The sequence below is a fragment of the Streptomyces sp. NPDC021212 genome (assembly GCF_044332925.1).
In the GTDB taxonomy this organism is placed as follows: domain Bacteria; phylum Actinomycetota; class Actinomycetes; order Streptomycetales; family Streptomycetaceae; genus Streptomyces.
In genome coordinates, this window is the sequence record NZ_JBIRPZ010000002.1 from 722,371 (window position 1) to 741,665 (window position 19,295).

General features: G+C 72.6%; 18 protein-coding genes and 1 pseudogene. 5 read left to right on the top strand and 14 right to left on the bottom strand.

Translation table 11 applies throughout. The features are described 5' to 3' along the window. Positions 1-57: 57 nt before the first annotated feature. The 3 genes from ACH4SI_RS07410 to ACH4SI_RS07420 are packed head-to-tail and all read left to right on the top strand — an operon-like array spanning position 58 to position 2,846. Positions 58-642 carry a sigma-70 family RNA polymerase sigma factor gene (locus ACH4SI_RS07410; protein WP_398293590.1) on the top strand — a complete coding sequence of 195 codons (585 nt, stop codon included), beginning with the start codon at positions 58-60 and terminating at the stop codon, positions 640-642. Next, positions 639-1,442 carry an anti-sigma factor domain-containing protein gene (locus ACH4SI_RS07415; protein ID WP_398293592.1) on the top strand — a complete coding sequence of 268 codons (804 nt, stop codon included), beginning with the start codon at positions 639-641 and terminating at the stop codon, positions 1,440-1,442. Before ACH4SI_RS07410 ends, ACH4SI_RS07415 begins: the two co-directional genes overlap by 4 nt. 24 nt (positions 1,443-1,466) lie before the next feature. Beyond that, positions 1,467-2,846 carry a cryptochrome/photolyase family protein gene (locus ACH4SI_RS07420; RefSeq protein WP_398293594.1) on the top strand — a complete coding sequence of 460 codons (1,380 nt, stop codon included), beginning with the start codon at positions 1,467-1,469 and terminating at the stop codon, positions 2,844-2,846. A 333-nt stretch (positions 2,847-3,179) separates the two neighbouring features. Here the strand turns inward: ACH4SI_RS07420 and ACH4SI_RS07425 are convergent, their stop codons facing one another. From ACH4SI_RS07425 to ACH4SI_RS07450, 6 genes are all read right to left on the bottom strand, one after another. Then, positions 3,180-3,980: a DUF1295 domain-containing protein gene (locus ACH4SI_RS07425; RefSeq protein WP_398293596.1), complete on the bottom strand. Its 801-nt coding sequence runs from the start codon at positions 3,978-3,980 to the stop codon at positions 3,180-3,182. Further along, positions 3,977-5,305: a class I SAM-dependent methyltransferase gene (locus ACH4SI_RS07430; RefSeq protein WP_398293599.1), complete on the bottom strand. Its 1,329-nt coding sequence runs from the start codon at positions 5,303-5,305 to the stop codon at positions 3,977-3,979. Before ACH4SI_RS07430 ends, ACH4SI_RS07425 begins: the two co-directional genes overlap by 4 nt. Then, on the bottom strand, positions 5,302-6,564 hold the full coding sequence (locus ACH4SI_RS07435; RefSeq protein ID WP_398293601.1) for a class I SAM-dependent methyltransferase: 1,263 nt from the start codon (positions 6,562-6,564) through the stop codon (positions 5,302-5,304). The genes ACH4SI_RS07430 and ACH4SI_RS07435 overlap by 4 nt, the downstream gene beginning before the upstream one ends. After that, complete coding sequence (locus tag ACH4SI_RS07440; RefSeq protein ID WP_398293955.1) at positions 6,561-7,259, bottom strand: DUF1365 domain-containing protein; 699 nt, start codon at positions 7,257-7,259, stop codon at positions 6,561-6,563. The genes ACH4SI_RS07435 and ACH4SI_RS07440 overlap by 4 nt, the downstream gene beginning before the upstream one ends. 296 nt (positions 7,260-7,555) lie before the next feature. Next, the gene (locus ACH4SI_RS07445; RefSeq protein WP_398293957.1) at positions 7,556-8,824 is read right to left on the bottom strand and encodes an NAD(P)/FAD-dependent oxidoreductase; all 1,269 of its coding nucleotides are present in this window, start codon (positions 8,822-8,824) and stop codon (positions 7,556-7,558) included. A gap of 94 nt (positions 8,825-8,918) precedes the next feature. Then, complete coding sequence (locus ACH4SI_RS07450) at positions 8,919-9,227, bottom strand: 4a-hydroxytetrahydrobiopterin dehydratase (protein ID WP_398293603.1); 309 nt, start codon at positions 9,225-9,227, stop codon at positions 8,919-8,921. Between the two features lie 91 nt (positions 9,228-9,318). Between ACH4SI_RS07450 and ACH4SI_RS07455 the strand changes: the two genes are divergently transcribed. Then, positions 9,319-10,122 carry a helix-turn-helix domain-containing protein gene (locus tag ACH4SI_RS07455; protein ID WP_398293605.1) on the top strand — a complete coding sequence of 268 codons (804 nt, stop codon included), beginning with the start codon at positions 9,319-9,321 and terminating at the stop codon, positions 10,120-10,122. Here the strand turns inward: ACH4SI_RS07455 and ACH4SI_RS07460 are convergent. The 8 genes and pseudogenes from ACH4SI_RS07460 to ACH4SI_RS07495 form a co-directional block, all read right to left on the bottom strand. Further along, positions 10,109-10,477, bottom strand: a complete 369-nt coding sequence (locus ACH4SI_RS07460) for a nuclear transport factor 2 family protein (protein ID WP_398293607.1) — start codon at positions 10,475-10,477, stop codon at positions 10,109-10,111. The two genes, ACH4SI_RS07455 and ACH4SI_RS07460, sit on opposite strands and share 14 nt — an antisense overlap. Positions 10,478-10,628: 151 nt before the next feature. After that, positions 10,629-12,119 carry a glycine betaine/L-proline transporter ProP gene (proP, locus tag ACH4SI_RS07465; RefSeq protein ID WP_398293609.1) on the bottom strand — a complete coding sequence of 497 codons (1,491 nt, stop codon included), beginning with the start codon at positions 12,117-12,119 and terminating at the stop codon, positions 10,629-10,631. Between the two features lie 83 nt (positions 12,120-12,202). Next, the gene (locus ACH4SI_RS07470) at positions 12,203-13,216 is read right to left on the bottom strand and encodes an NADPH:quinone reductase (protein ID WP_398293612.1); all 1,014 of its coding nucleotides are present in this window, start codon (positions 13,214-13,216) and stop codon (positions 12,203-12,205) included. Positions 13,217-13,255: 39 nt separating this feature from the next. Beyond that, positions 13,256-14,515, bottom strand: a complete 1,260-nt coding sequence (locus tag ACH4SI_RS07475) for a cytochrome P450 (protein ID WP_398293614.1) — start codon at positions 14,513-14,515, stop codon at positions 13,256-13,258. A gap of 219 nt (positions 14,516-14,734) precedes the next feature. After that, positions 14,735-16,105 (bottom strand): amino acid permease, encoded by a 1,371-nt coding sequence (locus ACH4SI_RS07480; RefSeq protein WP_398293616.1) that lies wholly within the window; start codon positions 16,103-16,105, stop codon positions 14,735-14,737. A gap of 36 nt (positions 16,106-16,141) precedes the next feature. Beyond that, positions 16,142-18,343 carry a phage holin family protein gene (locus ACH4SI_RS07485; protein ID WP_398293618.1) on the bottom strand — a complete coding sequence of 734 codons (2,202 nt, stop codon included), beginning with the start codon at positions 18,341-18,343 and terminating at the stop codon, positions 16,142-16,144. Positions 18,344-18,435: 92 nt separating this feature from the next. After that, positions 18,436-18,813 carry a hypothetical protein gene (locus ACH4SI_RS07490; protein WP_398293973.1) on the bottom strand — a complete coding sequence of 126 codons (378 nt, stop codon included), beginning with the start codon at positions 18,811-18,813 and terminating at the stop codon, positions 18,436-18,438. Between the two features lie 50 nt (positions 18,814-18,863). Further along, a pseudogene (locus ACH4SI_RS07495) lies at positions 18,864-19,115 on the bottom strand (methyltransferase domain-containing protein); the annotation flags it as partial. Between ACH4SI_RS07495 and ACH4SI_RS07500 the strand changes: the two are divergent. Next, the gene (locus tag ACH4SI_RS07500) at positions 19,114-19,269 is read left to right on the top strand and encodes a GNAT family N-acetyltransferase (protein WP_398293620.1); all 156 of its coding nucleotides are present in this window, start codon (positions 19,114-19,116) and stop codon (positions 19,267-19,269) included. The pseudogene ACH4SI_RS07495 and the gene ACH4SI_RS07500 overlap by 2 nt on opposite strands. Positions 19,270-19,295 lie beyond the last annotated feature (26 nt).

The following is a 19,295-nucleotide window of genomic DNA, read 5'->3' on the forward strand; positions in this document are numbered from 1 at the left end:
GACGAATGAGATACGACACCTGCGTGGTGTCGTAATGCTCATCCGGAAGGACGGCTAGTGAGAGAGCCCGTGTTCATCGGTGGACCGGCCCCCAGGGGCCCCAACCTCGAGGAGTTGCTCGGATTGGTGGCTCGGGGGGATCAGAACGCCTTCGCCGCGCTCTACGACGCCGTGAGCGGGTCCGTCCTCGGCCTGACCCGCAGTCTGCTGCGCGACCCCGCCCAGGCGGAGGAGGTCACCCAGGAGGTCCTGGTCGAGGTGTGGCGGACCGCGGCCCGGTTCGAGCCGGCCCGGGGCAGCGCCATGGCGTGGATCATGACGCTGGCGCACCGGCGCGCCGTGGACCGCGTACGGTCCGCGCAGTCCGCGTCGGACCGCGAGGAGCGCGCCGCGCTGCTGAACCGCACCCCGGCGTTCGACGAGGTGACGGAGCAGGTGGAGGCCAGGCTGGAGCGCGAGCAGGTGCGCCGCTGCATGCAGACGCTCACCGAACTCCAGCGTCAGTCCGTGACGCTCGCCTACTACCGTGGCCGTACCTACCGCGAGGTGGCGGAGCTCCTCCAGCTTCCGCTCGGCACGGTGAAGACCAGACTCCGGGACGGACTCATCCGGCTTCGCGACTGCATGGGGGTCGGGGCATGACCAGAGCGGACCGAGCGGATCTGCACACGCTGACCGGCGCCTACGCGGTGTACGCCCTCTCCGGGCGGGAACTGCTGGCCTTCGAACGGCACCTGGGCGACTGCGAGGCATGCGCCCAGGAGGTACGGGAGCTACGGGCCACCGCCGCCAAGCTCGGCATGGCCACCTCGCTGACTCCGTCGCCGGTGCTCAAGGACGATGTGATGCGGCGGATCGCCACCGTCCGTCAGGACCCGCCGCGGGTGGCGAGGAACGAACCGGAGTTCTCCGGCGGCGGCTCACCACCCCGGCGTTCCTCGCGCGGCCGGTGGCAGAACTTCGCGCTGGCGGCCTGTCTCGCCGGGGCGGTGGCGCTCGGCGGCGTCGCCGTATGGCAGAACCAGCAGGCGTCCGACGCGCGCGACACGGCCCGCCGCTCCGAGCAGCAGGTGGCGCGGGTGGAGGCGGTGGCCGAGGTGCTGGCCGCCCCGGACGCCCACAGCCGTAACACCAAGCTGACGAACGGGGCCACGGGCACGGTCGTGGTCTCGCACGCGCTGGACAAGGCCGCGTTCCTCGCCTCCGGCCTGCCGAAGCCGCCCGACGGGCGGGTGTACCAGCTGTGGTTCAGCGACGGCGACACGATGCGGTCGGCCGGGCTCATGGACACCGCGGACACCGGCACCGGCGGCGGCACGGCCGCCCTGCTGAGCGGTGCGGTCGGGAAGGCGTCCGGGGTGGGGGTGACGGTCGAGCCCGCCGGGGGCTCCAAGGCGCCGACCACCGATCCGATCGGGCTGATGTCGCTCCCGGCGGGGTGAGGGCGCGCGGTGTAGGGGTGAGGAGTGACCCCCTCGCATCCCTCCACCTCGATCGCCGTCTTCACCTCCGATCTGCGGCTGCGCGACAACCCCGTGCTCCACGCGGCGCTCCGCTCGGCCGACCAGGTCGTTCCGCTGTTCATCGTGGACCGCCGGGTGGCCGGGGCGGGGTTCGCCGTGCCCAACCGGGTGGCGTTCCTGCGGGACTGTCTGGCCGACCTCGACGCGGGCCTGCGGGAACGCGGGGGCCGGCTGGTCGTCCGTACGGGTGACGCGGTGGAGGAGATCCGCCGGGTGGCCGAGCAGGTCGGCGCCGGGGAGGTGCACATCGCGGGCGGGGTGAGCGCGTTCGCGGGGCGGCGGGAGGCGGGGCTGCGGGCTGCCCTGGGCGCCGCGCTACGGGTGCACGGCACCGTCCTGACCGCGGTCGAGCCGGGTGTCGTGACCCCCTCCGGGGCTTCGGGGAAGGACCACTTCGCGGTCTTCACCCCGTACTTCCGCGCCTGGCAGGGCGTCGAACTGCGCAGACCACTCGCCGCGCCGCGCGGCGTGCGGGTGCCGTCCGGGGTACGGTCCGAGCCCGTCGCCGCCGTGTCCTCGCTCACCTCCGGCGGCCTCTCCCCCGGGCTGCCCGAGGGCGGCGAGCGGGCCGCGCGCCGCCGCCTCGACGCGTGGCTGCGGTCGGGGCTGGCCGCGTACGCCGATCGTCAGGACGACCTGGCGGGCGACGCCACCTCGCGCCTCTCCCCCTACCTCCACTTCGGCTGTCTGTCCCCGGTGGAGCTGGTGCACCGGGCGCGGAAGTCCGGCGGGCCGGGCGCCGACGCCTTCGTACGGCAGCTCGCCTGGCGCGACTTCCACCACCAGGTCCTCGCCGCCCGCCCGGACGCCTCCCGCACCGACTACCGCCCGCGGGGCGACCGCTGGCGGTCGGACGCCGACGCCGTCGCCGCCATCGCCGCCTGGAAGGCGGGCCGCACCGGCTACCCGCTGGTCGACGCGGGCATGCGGCAGCTGGCGGCGGAGGGGTGGATGCACAACCGGGCCCGGCTGCTGGTGGCGAGCTTCCTGACGAAGACGCTGTACGTCGACTGGCGGGTGGGGGCGCGGCACTTCCTCGACCTGCTGGTGGACGGGGACGTGGCGAACAACCAGCTGAACTGGCAGTGGGTGGCCGGGACGGGCACGGACACCCGGCCGAACCGGGTCCTGAACCCCCTGGCCCAAGCCCGTCGTTTCGACCCCGACGGGGCGTATGTCCGCCGCTGGCTGCCCGAACTGGCCGACGTCCCCGGCCGCCGCGTCCACACCCCCTGGGCGCTGCCCGACGTGTCCTACCCACCCCCCATCGTGGACCTGGCGGAGGCCGCCGCCCGCTTCCGCCGAGCCCGCCACCCGGCCTGACCGTGCGTTGCTTCTCCCCACCCCGCCCCTACCCGACCCCGGGGGCTCCGCGCCCGGACCCCCGCTCCTGAATCACCGCCAGCTACCGCTGGGAGGTGCCCCCGGGAGGCTGGATTTGGCTAAGACCGTCGTCACCCCCACGGGGGGCCGGGGCGCGGCCCCCACCGGAGCCCCGAGCACAGCCCCCACGGGGGTCCGGGGCGCAGCCCCCGCGGGGGTCCGGGGCGCAGCCCCCGCGGGGGTCCGGGGCGCAGCCCCCGCGGGGGTCCGGGGGCGGAGCCCCCGGTTTCGGGAAGGGGCGGGACTGGGGACACATCCCCGCCCCCCGGGGGGTCAGTCGGCTGGGCGGCGGGGGAAGAAGCCGCTCGTGCGGGACGCGTAGGCGGCGAAGCCCGGGCGGTCGGCCATGTGGCGTTCCAGGAGGGCCTTGCCGCTGCCCTGGATGAGAACGTACGTCATCGCCAACGGCGAGATCACGGAGACAAGGGCCGACTGCCAGGTCTCGGAGGCGAGCAGGAAGAGGCCCCACCAGACGCAGAAGTCGCCGAAGTAGTTGGGGTGCCGCGTCCACCGCCACAGCCCCTGGTCCATGATCCGCCCCCGGTTCCGCGGGTCGGCGCGGAACCGGGCGAGCTGGGAGTCGCCGACGGCCTCGAAGGTGAGGCCCAGCAGCCAGAGGGCCATGCCCAGGACCGACCATGGGCCCGGCGGGCCCGAGGCGTATTGGGCGGCCTGGATCGGGAGGGAGACGAGCCAGATCAGGCCGGCCTGGAGGAGGTAGACGACGCGCAGGGCGTAGAGGTGGCGGTTGCCGGGGGCGCGGGCGAGGAGGCGTTCGTAGCGGGCGTCCTCGCCGTGCCCGCACCGCCGTACGCCGATGTGGACGGCGAGCCGCAGCCCCCAGACGGCGGTGAGCACGGTGGCCAGCAGCCGCCGGACGCCGTCGCCGTGGCCGTCGGAGGCGGCGAAGGTGACGAGGGCGATGGCGGTGAAGCCGAGCCCCCACGCCACGTCCACGATGCGGTGGACCCCCTTCACTACCGCCACGAGGAAGGTGAGCAGCATGACGGTCAGGGCCGCCACGGCGCTGTACGCCAGACCCTCGGCGAAGGCGGGCCAGGGGTAGGCGGTCATGCGACTTCCAGGGCCGGGGCGGGATACCACGCCGTCGGCGTGTCCGGCATGCCGCTGACACCGCGCGCGGTGGGCCGTACGGCGAGGATCTGGTCGATGCCCATGCGCCGTTCCTCGAAGGCGAGCGCGCCACCGGCGAGGTAGAGCCGCCACATCCGGGCGGTGTCGTCGCCCGCCAGCAGCCGGAAGGCGTCCCACTGGGCCTCCAGCGCCTCGCGCCAGGCGCCGACCGTGCGGACGTAGTGTTCGCGCAGGGACTCGGAGGAGCGCACCTCCAGTCCGGCGGCCTCCAGCAGGCCGATGGTTTCGCCGAGGGGCCGCATGTGGAGGTCGGGGGCGACGTACGTCTCGATGAACGCGCCGCCGCCCGGCGTTCCGGCGGCGCGGGACATCTGCTGGACCAGGGCGCGGCCGCCGGGCCGCAGCATGCCGTGGAGGGTGTCGGCGAGGCGCGGGTACTGGTCGTGGCCGACGTGTTCGCCCATCTCCACGCACGCCACGGCCTCGTACTGGCCGCCCGGCAGATCGCGGTAGTCGCTCAGGACGACCTCGACGAATTGGCCGAGGCCCAGTTCGTCGACCCGCTCGCGCACGAAGTCGCGCTCCTCGGGCACCAGGGTGACGGCGGTGACCTGCGCCTTGTGGCGGTCGGCCGCGTACAGGGCGAGGGCGCCCCAGCCGCAGCCGATGTCCAGCAGCCGGGCGCCGGGCACCAGCGCGAGCTTGCGGCAGATGACCTCCAGCTTGTCGCGCTGGGCGTCGGCGAGGCCGTAGGAGGGGTCGTGGCTGGTCCAGTAGGCGCAGGAGTACGCCATGGAGGGGTCGAGCAGCCGCTCGTAGAACTCGCTGAGGAAGGCGTGGTGGTGGCTGATGGCGGCGCGGGCGCGGGACCGGGAGTGCGGGCTGCCGCCGAGGCGGGCGCGGCCGCCGGGGGCGGCCGGCCGGGGCCCGATGGCGCCGATCCGGGCGACGCGGGCGGCGGCCCGGGCGCGGGCGGCGAGGCCGACCCGGGGCGTCCGGGGTGCCCGGGCGTCACCCGGACGGGGCGGGGTGGCGGAGTGCTCACGGAGGGCGTTCCACACGGCGCGCAGCCCGTCGGTGAGGTCGCCTTCGACGTCGAGGTCGCCGCTGATGTACGCCTCGGCGAGGCCGAGTTCGCCGGGTGCCCACAGCAGTCGCCGCACGGCGCGCGGCGAGGTGAGGAGCACGCGGGGCGCGTCCGGCGGGCCTGCCTCGCTGCCGTCCCAGGCGCACAGCCGCACCGGGAGCGGCCCGCCGAGCAGGCGTTCGGCGATCGGGGCGAGGGTGGGGGCCACATCGCTCATCGGTCTGCCTCCTGGAGCAGGATCTGCTGGACGTCGAGGTAGCGGGCGCGGAAGCCCGCCTCGGAGTAGGCGAGGTAGAAGGTCCACATGCGGCGGAAGGTGGTGTCGAAGCCGAGGTCGGCCACCTGCGCGTCATGGGCGGCGAAGCGTTCCCGCCACAGCCGCAGGGTCTGCGCGTAGTGGTCGCCGAAGGCGTCGCGGCGGGCCAGGTGCAGCCGGGTGTGGCGGGCGGCGCACTGTTCGAGGGCGGTGACGGAGGGCAGGAAGCCGCCGGGGAAGATGTACTTCTGGATCCAGGTGTACGTGTGGCGGGTGGCGAGCATCCGGTCGTGCGGCATGGTGATGGCCTGGAGGGCTATCCGGCCGCCGGGGGCGAGCAGTTCCTCCAGGGCGGCGAAGTAGCGGGGCCAGTACGCCGCCCCGACGGCCTCGATCATCTCGACGCTGATGATGGCGTCGTACTGGCCCTCCAGTTCCCGGTAGTCGCGCAGCTGAAGGGTGATGCGGTCGGTGAGCCCGTCGCGCAGGGCACGCCGCGCCGCGAGCCGGCGCTGTTCCTCGGAGAGGGTGGCGGTGACCACGCGGGCGCCGCGCAGCCCGGCGCGCAGGGCGAGTTCGCCCCAGCCGGTGCCGATTTCCAGCAGCCGGGTGCCGGGGCCGACCTGCGCGAGGTCGAGCAGCCGGTCGATCTTGCGGTGCTGGGCGGTGGCGAGGTCGTCCCACCGGGCGGGGAGGCGGCTGAAGAGGGCGGCCGAGTAGCTGAGGGTGGGGTCGAGGAAGAGCCCGAACAGCTCGTTGGACAGGTCGTAGTGGTGGTGGACGTGTTTGGGGGCCGCCTCCGGCGTGTTGTACTGCCCGGCGGGGTGTGCCGGGGCCCAGGCGCCGCGCAGCCGCTGCGCCCAGCGGGGGACGATGCGGTCGGCGTTCTCGGCGAACACGGTGAGCACGCCCACCAGGTCGTGCGCGTCCCACTCGTGGGCGAGGTACGACTCGCCGAAGCCGATGAGCCCGTCCCGGCCGATGCGCCGGACGAACGCGTCGGGGTCGGCGATCTCCAGCAGCGGCCCGCCCGTGCCGCGGACGGGCCCGGTGCCGTACCGCACCCGCAGCGGCAGCCGGGCCAGGGCCCGGCGGACCAGTGACCGGGCCAGGGCGTCGCGGGGCCGGGAGGGACCGGGCCGGTGGGCCACGGCGGGCCAGCGGGCGGCGTCGACGGCCGGGTGGTGGGCGGCGCCGGTGGCGTGGTGCAGTTCGGTCACTCAAGGCCCTCCTGTACGGGGTGGCGGGGGCGCGGCTGGAGGGGCAGCCCGCGCAGGTACAGCCCGATGCCCCGGAGCCGGATGTGCCAGGTGACGGCGGCGGTGGCCCAGGGGTGGCGGACGGCGGCGCGCAGCAGGGCGCGCGGGGTGGCGGGGCAGGCCCGGCCGGTGACGGTCGCGGTGAAAGGCCGTGTCCCGCCCCGCTCCAGATGAACGGTCAGGGCGAGCCGTTCGGCGGGGCGCGGCAGCCGCATCCGGTAGCCGCCGTCCACGGGGAAGAACGGCGAGACGTAGAAGTCCTTGGCGGTGTCCGCCCTGCCCTCCTCGTCGGGGCGCAGCAGATAGCAGTGGCGTTCGCCATACGTGTTGTGCACCTCGGCGACGACGAGGGCGACGGCCCCGGCGCGGTCGTGGCACCAGTAGAGGGTGAGCGGGTTGAAGACGTGGCCGAGGACGCGGGCGTGGCCGAGCATCAGCACCCGCCCGCCGGGCGAAGTGACGCCCTGGGCGGTGAGCCAGCGGTCGAGGGCGGCGCGGAGGGTGGGGCCGGTGCCCGCGAAGTGGTCGCGCGGGTCGAAGCGGGCGAGCGGGCGCAGCGGCCGGGGCGGGCGCGGCAGGTGGTCGAGGTCGACCAGCCACAGATAGGTGCGGTGGGTGAAGGCGTTGCGCAGCGGGCGGGTGCGGACGTGGGTGATGACGCTTTCGTAGAGGGCGGGGGTGCGGGTGACGGGCGTATCGGGCGTGGCAGGGGCTGCGGGGTCGTTTCGGTCGGCGCGGGCGGCACGGGCTGTGTTGGCTACGCGCGCGGCACGGGCTACGCCGGCGGCACAAGCCTCGCGCACGGCACAGGCGGCGCGAGCCAGGCGGGCAGCCCGGCCGGTGCCGGCCCCGGGGGCGGCACCGGCCTCGCGTGCCGCGGGAGCGGCACGGCCCGCGCGGACGGAACGCGCGGCGGGGGTACGGGCCCGGTCGGCGGGGCCGCGGGGGTGGCTCACCAGCGCACCCCCAGCGCGGCGGCGGCCCGTACGCCGGAGGCGCAGCCGTCCTCGTGGAAGCCCCAGCCGTGGTAGGCCCCGGCGAAGGCGGTGACGCGGTCGTTGAGGGTCAGCAGCCACTGCTGGGCGGCCACCGACTCGGGGGTGTGGACGGGGTGTTCGTACACCATGCGGGCCAGCACCCGGCCCTCGTCGAGACGTGTCCCGCCGTTGAGGGTGACGATGTGGTCGCGGGGGGCGTCGAGCCGCTGGAGGCGGTTCATGTCGTAGCTGATGAGCACCCGGCCGGAGGGGGTGGCGCAGGACGGCATCCGGTAGTTCCAGGCCGCCCGGGCGCGGCGACCCCGCGGCAGCAGGGTGGGGTCGGTGTGCAGCACGGTGTCATTGCGGGAGTAGCGGAAGGCGCCGAGGATGTCGCGTTCCTCGTCGGTGGGGCGCTCCAGCAGCCGCAGCGCCTGGTCGGCGTGGACGGCGATGACGACGGCGTCATACGCGGCGCTCTCACCGTCCTCGGTGATGAGGTCGACGCCGTCGGAGTGGCGGACGACGGTGCGCACGGGGGCCGAGGTGTGGAGGGCGGAGAGCTGTTTGGCGATGGCCTCGACATAGGTGCGCGAGCCGCCGGTGACGGTTCTCCAGAGCGGGGCGCCGGTGACCGACAGCATGCCGTGGTGGTCGAGGAAGCGGAACAGGTAGTGGGCGGGCTGGCGCAGCGCGCTTTCGGCGTCGCAGGACCAGACGGCGGAGACCAGCGGGGTGAGGAAGTGGGAGACGAAGTAGCGCGACCAGCCGCCGATGGTGAGGAACATGCGCAGGGTGACCGTGTCGTCCGGCTCCTGGGCGAGGAAGCGGCGGGCGGCCCGGTGGAAGGCCGGCACCTCGGTGAGCATGCGCAGATAGCGGACCCGGACGGCGTTGGAGGGCCGCGCGAGCAGCCCGGGCAGGCCGCGCGCCCCGGCGTACTCCAGTCCGCAGCCCTCGCACACCACGGACATGCTCATCTCGGACTCCTGGGTGGAGACGCCGAGTTCGCGGAAGAGCTTCAGCAGCAGCGGGTAGGTGCGCTCGTTGTGGACGATGAACCCGCTGTCGACCGCCCACGCCCGGCCTCCGGGGGCCGTCACGTGGTGGGTGTGGGCGTGGCCCCCCAACCGGTCGTCCGCCTCATACAGCGAGACGTCGTGCGTGCGTTGCAGCACGTACGCCGCGGTGAGCCCCGCCACTCCGCTGCCGACGACGGCGATCCGCTGCCGCTGCCCGCCCATGCCCGCTCCTCCGTTCGACACCGCCCTCTCATGGGGGTATTCGGAGCCGGTCGGGGAGCGGTTTGGTCACGATTCCCGCGCGGGGGCCGCGGGTTCAGCCATGCGCGCCGTGACCGGGGGCGGCGGCCTCGACGCGGGCGGCGAGCCCGAAGTCGAGTTCGGTGACCTTGCCGCCGACGCTGTGGGTGTTCACAGTGACGGTGACCTTGTTGTAGCCGAGGGTCAGATCGGAATGGTGGCCCAGCTCGTCCTGGATGCGGGCGATCTCCGCGACCAGGCCGGCGGCCTGGGGATGCCCGTCGAAGACGTACGTACGGGAGAGCTGGTCGTCCGCGAACGACCAGCCGGGCAGCTGCTCCAGGCGCCCGTCGATCTCCTCGCGGGCCAGCGGCTCGACTGCCATGACGGCTCCCTTCCTCGTCTCGTGGTGAAGGTGATGGATCTGCCCTTCCACCCTGCCACGGGCGCCGCCGGGCTTCCGTTACCTTCGGGGCATGACGACTACCGCGCCGCCCGGGGTGGGCGCGCTGCTGCGGGAATGGCGGGACCGGCGGCGGATCAGCCAGCTGGAGCTGGCGCTGCGCGCCGACTCGTCGGCCCGCCACATCAGCTTCATCGAGACCGGCCGGTCCCGGCCGAGCCAGGAGATGGTGCTGCGCCTCGCCGACCACCTCGACGTGCCGGTGCGGGAGCGCAACGCGCTGCTGATCGCCGCCGGGTACGCCCCGCACTATCCGGAGCGGGCGGTGGGCGATCCGTCGATGAGCGCGCTGCGCGAGGGGATGGAGCGGCTGCTGACCGGCTACGAGCCGTATCCGGCGCTGGTGCTGGACGGGACGTACGAGGTGCTGGCGGCCAACCGGGGCATCCAGGCGCTGCTGGAGGGCGTGGCGGACCATCTGCTGACCCCGCCGTTGAACGCGATGCGGATCACCCTCCACCCGGACGGGCTCGCCCCGCGCATCCGCAACTTGCCGGAGTGGCGCGGCCATCTGCTGGACCAGATGGACCGCCAGCTGGCGCTGATGCGGTCCTCGCCGCTGCGCGAGCTGTACGACGAGGTGGCCGGCTATCCGCTGCCCGAGTCGGGCGGCCGGGAGTCGGCGACCGGCGGCGGCCACGCGCCGTTCGCGCTGCCGATGATGATCGAGCACGGCGGGCGGGTGCTGTCGTTCATCTCGACGATCGCGACGTTCAACACCCCCATGGATGTCACGGTCTCCGAGCTGGCCATCGAGACGTTCCTCCCGGCCGACCCGGAGACCGCCGCCGCGCTCAAGGGCATCACGCTGCCATAGGAACCCGGTCCAGGAAGCCGAGGACGGAGCGGATGCGGCCGTCCTCCGCGAGGGTGATCACGTCGAAGCCGGCGACCGGCGCGGACCCGTCGGGCGCCACCAGCTCCCAGCCGAAGCGGGCGATGCCGTGGTGCCCGTCGGCGGTACCCAGCTGACGGAACGTGAAGCCGGGGAACTGCTCGTGCGCCCCGGCGATGACGGCGGCCAGCTGCGCGTGCCCCCGCACATCGGCCAGTGGGTCGGTGTAGCCGCCGTCCTCGGTCCAGGCGGCGGCGACGGCCTTGGCGAGGGCTTCGGGCCCGGTGGCGTTCCACGCCTCGAAGTAGCGGGCCACGGCGGTGTCGTAGTCGGTCATGTCGTCCCCTCCAGGGCGGTCACGATGTCGATGCCCGGATCCCGGACCGGAGTGCGCCGGCCCGGAACCCGATGACGTCACTGTGCCGCCGGGGGTACGAGGTGGTCGATTACCGCCGGGGTAATGAACCCCGGCGGCGAGGGTGCCAGCCCTAGTGGGACTGGTGGAACTGGTAGGGCTGGTGGGCCTGCTGCGACTGCGACTCGACCAGGGCGATGGCTTCCTCCTTGGTCGCGACCGAGGGCGGCGAGCCCTCCAGCGGCTTGCGGGCCGTCTCCTTCATCACGGCCGAGGCGATGATGCCGACGATCGCCGCGAGCATCGTGTAGTACGCGGGCATCAGGTCATCCCCGGTGCTGCTGACCAGCGCCTCGACGACCAGCGGGGTGGTGCCGCCGAAGAGGGAGACGGAGATGTTGAAGGCGATGGACAGCGAGCCGTAGCGCACATCGGTCGGGAAGAGCGCGGGCAGCGAGGCCGACATGACGGCGACGTAGGGCAGCAGACACAGGCCGAGCAGCAGCAGACCGGCGAAGACGGGGACGATCCCGCCCTGCTTGATGAGCAGGAAGGACGGCACCGCGAGGACGAAGAAGCCGATGGACCCCGCCAGCAGCGCGGGCTTGCGGCCGATGCGGTCGGAGAGCCGTCCGACGAAGGTGATGGCCGCCATGAGCACCAGCATCACGATGATGATGGAGACGAGGGCGTTGGTGCTGCTGTAGTGGAGGGTCTCCGAGAGGTACGTCGGCATGTACGACAGCAGCATGTAGTCGGTGATGTTGTACGCGGCGACCAGCGCCATGCACAGCACCATCGCGCGCCACTGCGTCCGGAACACCTGCCAGAACGGCAGCGTGGTGCGCTCCTGCGACGCGGCCGTCTCCTCCTCCAGCTTCTGGAAGGCGGGGGTCTCGTCCAGCTTCAGCCGCAGATACAGGCCGACGAGTCCGATGGGCGCGGCGACCAGGAACGGGATGCGCCAGCCCCAGGAGCCCATCGCGTCGTCGGAGAGCGTCAGGGTCAGGATGGTGACGAGCCCGGCCGCGGCGGTGTACCCGATGAGGGTGCCGAATTCGAGAAAGCTGCCGAAGTAGCCGCGGCGCTTGTCGGGGGCGTATTCGGCGATGAACGTGGACGCGCCGCCGTATTCGCCGCCGGTGGAGAATCCCTGCAACATCCGGAACAGGATGAGGAGCGCGGGTGAGGCATAGCCGATGGCGTGATAGCCGGGGATGAGGCCGATGGCGAGCGTGCTCGTCGCCATCATGATCATGGTGAAGGACAGCACCTTCTTGCGCCCGATGCGGTCACCGAGCGGCCCGAAAAACATGCCTCCCAGCGGCCGTACGAGAAAGGCCACCGCGAACGTCGCGAAGGAGGACAGCACCTGGATCGTGGCGTTCCCGCCGGGGAAGAAGACCTTGCCGATGGTGACCGCGAGATAACTGTAGATCCCGAAGTCGAACCACTCCATGGCGTTCCCCAGGGCCGCGGCTTTGACCGCGCGGTGAACGTCCTTCTCCTCGGTGACCGTGATGTCACTGCGCCGCAGAGGAGGGTTCTTACGCCGCTTGATGGCGCGGTGGAGCAGGTGGTGCCGGGCTGCGGCGGGGGCATCGGAATCGGTCAGGGCAGGCACAACTTTTCTCTCTCTTCGTCAGGCGGATTCGTGCGCCTACCCAGCGGCTCCTGGTTGATGCATATGACCTGCCCGAAAGGGGGTCAGGGGATCAGCACGATGCGGCCCGGGCCGCCGGCACCGCCCTCGCGGCCCTCCAGCAGGCGGTGGGCCCGCGCCGCCTCCGTCAGCGGAAGCTCGGCGCGGACCCTGCCGCGCAGCCGGCCGCTCGCCAGCTCGCGGTTGATGGTCTCGGCCGCGTCCGCGAGGTCGGCCGCCGAGGCGTTGCTGATGGCGAAGCCGTGCAGACTGATGTCGCCGGTGTAGACGGCGCCGACGGGCAGCACGGACCGCGCCCGCAGCCCGGCCATCAGGACGACGCGGCCGCCCCGGGCGAGCAGCGGGATCGTCGTCTCGAAGTCATGGCGCCCGGAGCAGTCCCACAGCACGTCGACCCCGTCCGGGGCGAGGCGGCGGACCGCGGCGGGGATGTCCGGGTCGGCCCGGTCGAGGACATGGCCCGCCCCGCTGCTACGGCACCACTCGGCGTTCTCGGCGCGGTCGACGGCGATGACGCGCGCCCCGGCCGCGGTCGCGAGCTGGACCACGGCGCTGCCCACGCCGCCGCCCGCGCCCTCGACGAGGACCGTCTCCCCCGGCCGGAGGCCGGCCTCCCGGAACAGGCCGAGGTGTGCGGTGCCCGCGGTGTGCAGCACGGTGACCGCCCCTACCTGGTCGACCCCGGCGGGCAGCGGGTACAGCCGGTCCACCGGGACGGCGGCGTACTGGGCGAAGGAGCCTTGCCGGCCGTCGTGGCCCAGGCTGTTGCACCACACCCGGTCACCGGGGGCGAAGGGCCCGGCGGGGGCCTCGACGGTGCCGACCAGGTCGCGTCCGATGACGAACGGGAAGGTCACCTCGGTGGCGTACGCACCGGAGCGGACGAACGTGTCCACATGGTTGGCCGCCACCGCCTCGGTCCGGACGAGCGCCTCGTCCGGGCCGGGTACGGGACGGGGCAGCGGCCCGGTCCGGATGTCGTCGGCACCGCCCAAGCCGTTGATGTAGGCCGCCGTCATATCGCCGTTCACTGCGCTGCCGTAACGTTCGATGTCCATCACGAAGGACCAACGACCGCCTGATTCAAACGAAACTGCCTAGCGGCGCAGCAGCACGGGAAGTTGTTGATGTCCATTGGAGATGAAGGACTCCAGTGGACGAAGATCGGCGGCCGGCACCGCGAGGGTGAGGTCGGGAAAGTGACCGAAGAGGGCGCGCAGCCCGATACGGCCCTCCAGCCGGGCCAGTTCGGCACCCAGGCAGAAGTGCGGGCCGTACCCGAACGCCAGGTGTTCGCGGCGGGTCGCCCGGGTGAGGTCGAAGCGTCCGCCGTCATCGCCGTGGATCGCCGGATCGCGCCCCGTGGCGGCGTAGTTGATGACGATGGGGTCGCCCTGGCGGAACGTCAGCCCGGTCGTGGCGTCGTGCACGTCTTCGATCGGGAACCGCATCATGATGGAGGCGATCGGCGCCTGGTGGCGAAGCGTCTCCTCCACCACGTCCTCCCATGACGCCTGCCCGGAGCGCAGCAGCGCGAGCTGGTCGGGATGGGTGAGGAGATTGACGATGGCCTGGTCGAGCAGATTGACCGTGGTCTCGTGCCCCGCGCCGATCAGCAGCAGCACACTGTCCAGCAACTCCTGCTCGCTGAGCCGGGAATCGGTCTCGTCGTCGTGGGCGTCGATGAGCGCGCTGGTCACGTCGTCGCCGGGTGTCTGCCGCTTGGTGGCCAGCAGGCCGGTCAACAGCCGGTACAGCTCCCGGGTGTTGGCCTCGGCCTCCTCCTCGGACTGGTCGGTCGCGAAGATCCCGGCGACCCCGGCGCGGAAGGCGTTGTGCAGTTCGTCGGGGACACCGAGGAGGGTGTTGACGACCATCAGCGGCAGCATCCAGGCGAACCGCGACCGCAGATCCACCACCTCGCCGGGGGCGGCGTCCTCGGTGGCGTCCAATCCGTCGAGCAGAGACTGGGTGATCGCCTCGATTGTCGGGGCGAGAGACCGGATGCGGCCGGGCGTGAACGCGGCGCCGATCAGCCGGCGGAGCCGGACGTGTTCCGGGCCGTATGCGGTCAGCGCGTTACGGACGTCCACCCACAGCCGGAGCGGCCACTTGGGCGGAATGCGTTCGTCGATGTAGGCGTCGGACCAGTGCCGGTGGGCGTCCTTGGAAATCCGGCTGTCCGTGAGCAGCCGCTTCACCAGAGCCGGGTCGGTCACCACCCAGGCCACCACCCCGCCGGGCAGTTCGGCCGGTGTCGCCGGGCCCAGGTCCCGCAACCGGTCCGCTTCTCCGTGGATGTCGCGCGCGGTGGGGTCGAGGCGGAAGGGGCAACCGGAGGTCAGCTCGGCACTCATGGAGAGAAATCCTCGCTCAATTGCACCGGGCAGGAAAAGAGGGAGCTCACGGAGAAGAGCACAACATTGACCCCCTCATCCCCATCCGTCGTATGGGAGTGACTGCGCCTCAGGACGATTTCCGCCGACCCGTTACGCATATCCCGGCGGAATACCGAAGGGACAATGAAGATTCGGTGAAATACGAAAGGATATTCGACGCGATGTCTCGTTCCGGCGCTACGGAACGCCCGCCTCCGCCGCGGTGCCGTCGTCGGCGGCAGCGCCGTCCGCCCCCTGCCTCCGGCGGCGGGCCGCGATCACCGCGTACACCAGCACCCCGGCGAACAGGAACAGCACGCCCTGGTACACCGCCGCGTACCCGGCCCCCGAGACCAGCCAGAAGGAGAAGCCGAAGCTCGCCAGCGCCAGCGCCAGGTCCCAGACGAAGCGCCCGGTCCGCACCCTCTCACCGCGCCCCGCCAGCAGGAAGTACAGCTGCGCGCCGGCCGCCAGCAGATACGGGACCGTCGCCGAGAAGGTGGTGATCAGGACGAGGGTCGCGAAGACGCCGTTCGACCCCGAGGTGTAGTTGACCACGGTGAGGCCCGACGCCAGGACCACGCCGACGAACACCCCGACCGTCGGCACCCCGCGCCGCTTGGCCATGAACACGGCCGGGAAGAGCCCGTCCCGCGCGGCCGCGTACGGCGCCTGGGCGCTCATCAGGATCCAGCCGTTGAGCGCGCCGACGATGGACACCACGGCGGCCAGCGCGATCAGCGTGCCGCCCCACGTGCCGCCGAACATCGCGTCGACCGCGTCGGAGAAGGGGGCGGTGGAGTTCACCAGGTCCTTGTGGGCGACGGTACCGAACACCGACACCGTGCCGAGCAGGTAGACCACGGCCGCGCCGATCGTGCCGAGCACGCTCGCCCGCCCCACGTTCCGCTCCGGATTCTCCATCTCGCCCGCGCTCATCGACGCCGACTCCACGCCCAGGTAGCTGTAGAGCAGGATCGCGGCCGCCGCCGACATCCCGCCGAGCGCACTGCCGCCGCCCGCGTTGAAGGGACCCATGTTGTCCGGGTCGAAGGAGAAGAGCCCGACGACCGCGACGAAGAGCAGGGGGACGAACTTCAGCACGGTCGAAACGAGTTGTACGGCACCCACCCAGCGCGTCCCCGCGAGGTTCGCCAGCGCCGGCAGCCACAGCGCGAGCAGCGCGATGGCCAGGTCCATGCCCGTGGACTCGTGCCCGGGGGCCAGCACATGGACGTAGCCGACCGCCGCCACCGCGAGCGCCGCGTTGCTGACCCAGGTCATCGTCCAGTACGACCACGCCGACAGGAAGCCCGCGAAGTCGCCGAAGGCGGCGCGGGCGTGGACGTACGGCCCTCCCGTGCTCGGGTCGCGCCGCGCGAGCCGCCCGAAGACGAGCGCGAGCGCGATGGCGCCGACCGTCAGGACGACGAAGGCCAGCAGGCTGAGGGTGCCGTACGGGGCGACCGAGGCGGGGAGCAGGAAGATGCCGCCGCCGATGATGTTGCCCATGACGAGAGCGGTCGCCGTCGGCAGGCCGAAACGGCGCGTGTGGTGCTGGTCGAGCATGTGAACATCGTCATGGACGATGTACGGTGCACCAAATCAACGGCCTTTGTCCGGCAGGACGCGGTCACCGACCGGAAATGGTACGGCGATGGGACCCGAAATCCGGGATTCCTTCGCGATACCCGGCGAACCGTCAGACAAAGCCCGTGCCGCCAAAGCCCGCTGCCCAGCCGGGCCGGGCAGCGTCGGAACCTCCGGCCCGTCCGCCTCCCGCAGCCAGCGCCGCAGCACGGTGTGCACCCGCTCCGCCCCCACCAGCTCCTCCCCCGCCGCGACGGGCGCGGAGAGCTGGACCGGCCACAGGAGAAAGGGATGGCCCTGCTCGCCGCCGAGCCCGCCGTGCGAGCCGATCTGCTCCTCGAACGCGTACACCTCGCCGGTCGCCGCGTCATAGGCCGAGTTGACCATGACGTCCGGGGTGTTCCGGAAGTGCGCGGTCCGCCGTACGGCGTCGGCGGCGCCCGGACCGAAGGCCGTGAGCGGGCTCTCCCCGATCACCCGGCCGGTGTCGAGATGGTGCTCGGCGCCCTTCGCCCCCAGCACCACCGCGCCCTCCGTTTCGGAGCGCACCAGCAGAAAGCCGACCCCTGGATGGTTGGCGAGGGTGTGCAGCAGGGCGGGATACCGCCGGTCGATGGCCTCGCGGCTCATCCGGCCGGGGACGTCGGGGAACGAGATCAGCCCCAGATTCCCGGAGGCGAGCACCACCGGCCGGGCCGCTTCCTCGTCCGTATCGTCCTTCTCGGCATCGTCCTTCTCGGGCCGGTGCAGCGCCGCCCGCCCCGCCTCGCGCGCCTCCGCGCCGCTCGCCGTACGCCCGGCCGCCCTCGGCACCGGCAGCCCGCACCCGGCGCGCACCAGGTCCTCCAGCGTCAGCCCGTACGCCCCCGCGAAGGTGTCCCCCGGGCTCTGGCCGTGGTCGGACAGCAGCACGATGCGGTAGTCGCGCGGCGCCCGCTCCGCGACCTTGGCGATCAGCGCGATCGACCGGTCCAGGCGGGCCAGCACCTGCTGTGCGTCGCGGCTGCGCGGCCCGGAGTGGTGCGCCACCTCGTCGTAGCCGACCAGGTCGGCGTAGATCGCCGTACGGCCCGCCAGGATGTCCCCGCTCACCGCCGCCACCACCACGTCCCGCTCCACGACCGTCGCGAACGCCCGGATGAACGGGTAGAGCCCGCCACGCCCCACCCGCGGCGTCTCACGGCACAGCTTGGCGCGCGTGGACTGGCAGATCTCCCGGCACACCTCGGCCACGAACGAGGCCGCGGTGCGGGTGGCGTTGGCCGGATCGGAGAAGTACGCGAAGTAGCCGCTGCGGGAGCGGTTGCGCTTGCTGCGGCGCGCCGCGACCGACAGCACCAGCGCCAGTTCGTCGGCGCCCCCGGTGAACAGGTTGCCCCGGCTCGCCCCGTCCACCGTCAGCAGCCCGTCGTGCCCGGCGCGGGCGGCGGCCCGGCGCTGCAACACGGCCGCGGTCGTCGGCCGGTTGCTCACCATCACCTTCCCGCTCTTCTTCTCGTACCAGCGGAAGGCGGGCACGTCCTCGTTCGAACCGTGCAGGATGCCGAGCTGGCTGGCGCCGGTCTGGCTGGACCAGTCGGTGCGCCACGGCGTGACGGTGTGGGTGCCGCCCACCCACGTCGACACGGTCTCCATGACGGGCGGCTTGTTGTCCCGTGGCCGCAGCGCGTCCCGCAGCACGGCGTGCCCGACCCCGTCGAGTTGCAGGAACACCGTCCCCGGCGGCCGCTCCCGGCCCCCGTCCTCGCCGCTGATGCGCCGTTCACGGTCCGCGATCCGCGCCAACCGGCGCCGGTACGCCCCGTCGTCCCGCACCGTCAGGAACGTGCTCGTCGCCGAGGACGCGGCCGACATCACCGCCGCCACCACGACCGCCGTCTCCGGCTCCACCGCACCCCGGCCGTCGGGGATCAGGCTGATCGCGATCAGCAGCATCGAGCCGTTCAGCACGAACACCAGCAGCCCCAGCACCAACGCGGGCATCAGCAGCAACGCCCGTACCAGCAGCGGCCATACCAGCGCGCTCAGCACACCGAACGCACCGGCGCCGCTGGCGGCGGTGACCGCGATCCTCGTCGCGCTGTCGCCGTCAGCTGCCTGCAAGCGGAAATCGGGCAGGATGCCCGCGAGTGCCAGCATGGTGAGCGTCGACACCGCCCACACGGCCGCCACCCGGAGCAGTGCTCCCCCCACGCTCTTCCATCGGGGCTTCTGCACTCCGTGGCCTCACTTCGGGTTTCGGTCCGCGCTGGGCGCGCGGACCGAAACCCAGCGTTACACAGCACGGGTGCGTCCCGGCGGGCACGAGGTTACGGGGAGCAGGCCGTTCCGCTTACAGCATGGTCACGGACGGATCGTCCAGCCAGACCCGATGCCCCCTCGGGGGTGATGGTCAGCCCGAACCGGGTGTGGTCCGGCGCGCCCCGCCCCCTCCACCACCGATACGCGCCCTCCACCTCGTCCCACAGCCGGCGCGGCCCCGCCTGCCAGACGCGCGCCTGCTTCTTGTCCTCACGGAACACCACGCACGCCCAGGACCGGTCACCCACCCCGTAGAACCACACCGGCCGCGCCCCGTCGTCCTCCTTCTCCGCCACGACCTGGACGCACCGCGGTACGCGGAGCCCCAGCACGAAGGGGAGGGCGCTGTACTGCCCGGTGACGAACTCCGCCTCGGTTCGATCCACGCCCCGGGAAGCGCCCGGACCCCGACGGTGGCCAGGATCCGGTCGTACGGAGCGCGGGCCGCGCACCCCTCGGCCCCGTCCCCCACGACGACGGCCGGGCGACACCCGGCCGCGCGGAGCCGTTCGCCCGCCTGCCGCGATACGGCGGGGTCCACCTCGACGGTGGTGACCCCGCCGCCACAGCGGTGCTCCAGGGCCGCGGCGGTCTCACCCGTGCCGGTGCCGATGTCCAGCACCGTCATGCCGTCGTCCACGGCGAGGTCCTGGAGCAACGCGTAGACGGCCGACGGCCCCCGGCTCATGGACGCGGTCACCGCCCACGCCCGGGACCTGGGCCTCACCGAGATCCAGTGGAACACCCCCGCCTGGAACGAGGGCGCCGTGCGCTTCTACGAACGCCTGGGCGCCCAGGCCAAGGAGAAGCTGCGCTACACCCTGTCGGTCTCCGGCGATTGACCCATGATTTCGGTGGCGAATTGACC

Excerpts from the sequence above, each read along its gene's own strand:
- ACH4SI_RS07455 (WP_398293605.1), top strand. The coding sequence starts at position 9,319 with ATGACGACTACCGCGCCGCCCGGGGTGGGCGCGCTGCTGCGGGAATGG.
- ACH4SI_RS07430 (WP_398293599.1), bottom strand. The coding sequence starts at position 5,305 with ATGAGCGATGTGGCCCCCACCCTCGCCCCGATCGCCGAACGCCTGCTC.
- ACH4SI_RS07480 (WP_398293616.1), bottom strand. The coding sequence starts at position 16,105 with ATGCTCGACCAGCACCACACGCGCCGTTTCGGCCTGCCGACGGCGACC.
- ACH4SI_RS07500 (WP_398293620.1), top strand. The coding sequence starts at position 19,114 with ATGGACGCGGTCACCGCCCACGCCCGGGACCTGGGCCTCACCGAGATC.
- ACH4SI_RS07460 (WP_398293607.1), bottom strand. The coding sequence starts at position 10,477 with ATGACCGACTACGACACCGCCGTGGCCCGCTACTTCGAGGCGTGGAAC.
- ACH4SI_RS07445 (WP_398293957.1), bottom strand. The coding sequence starts at position 8,824 with ATGGGCGGGCAGCGGCAGCGGATCGCCGTCGTCGGCAGCGGAGTGGCG.
- ACH4SI_RS07425 (WP_398293596.1), bottom strand. The coding sequence starts at position 3,980 with ATGACCGCCTACCCCTGGCCCGCCTTCGCCGAGGGTCTGGCGTACAGC.
- ACH4SI_RS07450 (WP_398293603.1), bottom strand. The coding sequence starts at position 9,227 with ATGGCAGTCGAGCCGCTGGCCCGCGAGGAGATCGACGGGCGCCTGGAG.
- ACH4SI_RS07470 (WP_398293612.1), bottom strand. The coding sequence starts at position 13,216 with ATGGACATCGAACGTTACGGCAGCGCAGTGAACGGCGATATGACGGCG.
- ACH4SI_RS07415 (WP_398293592.1), top strand. The coding sequence starts at position 639 with ATGACCAGAGCGGACCGAGCGGATCTGCACACGCTGACCGGCGCCTAC.
- ACH4SI_RS07475 (WP_398293614.1), bottom strand. The coding sequence starts at position 14,515 with ATGAGTGCCGAGCTGACCTCCGGTTGCCCCTTCCGCCTCGACCCCACC.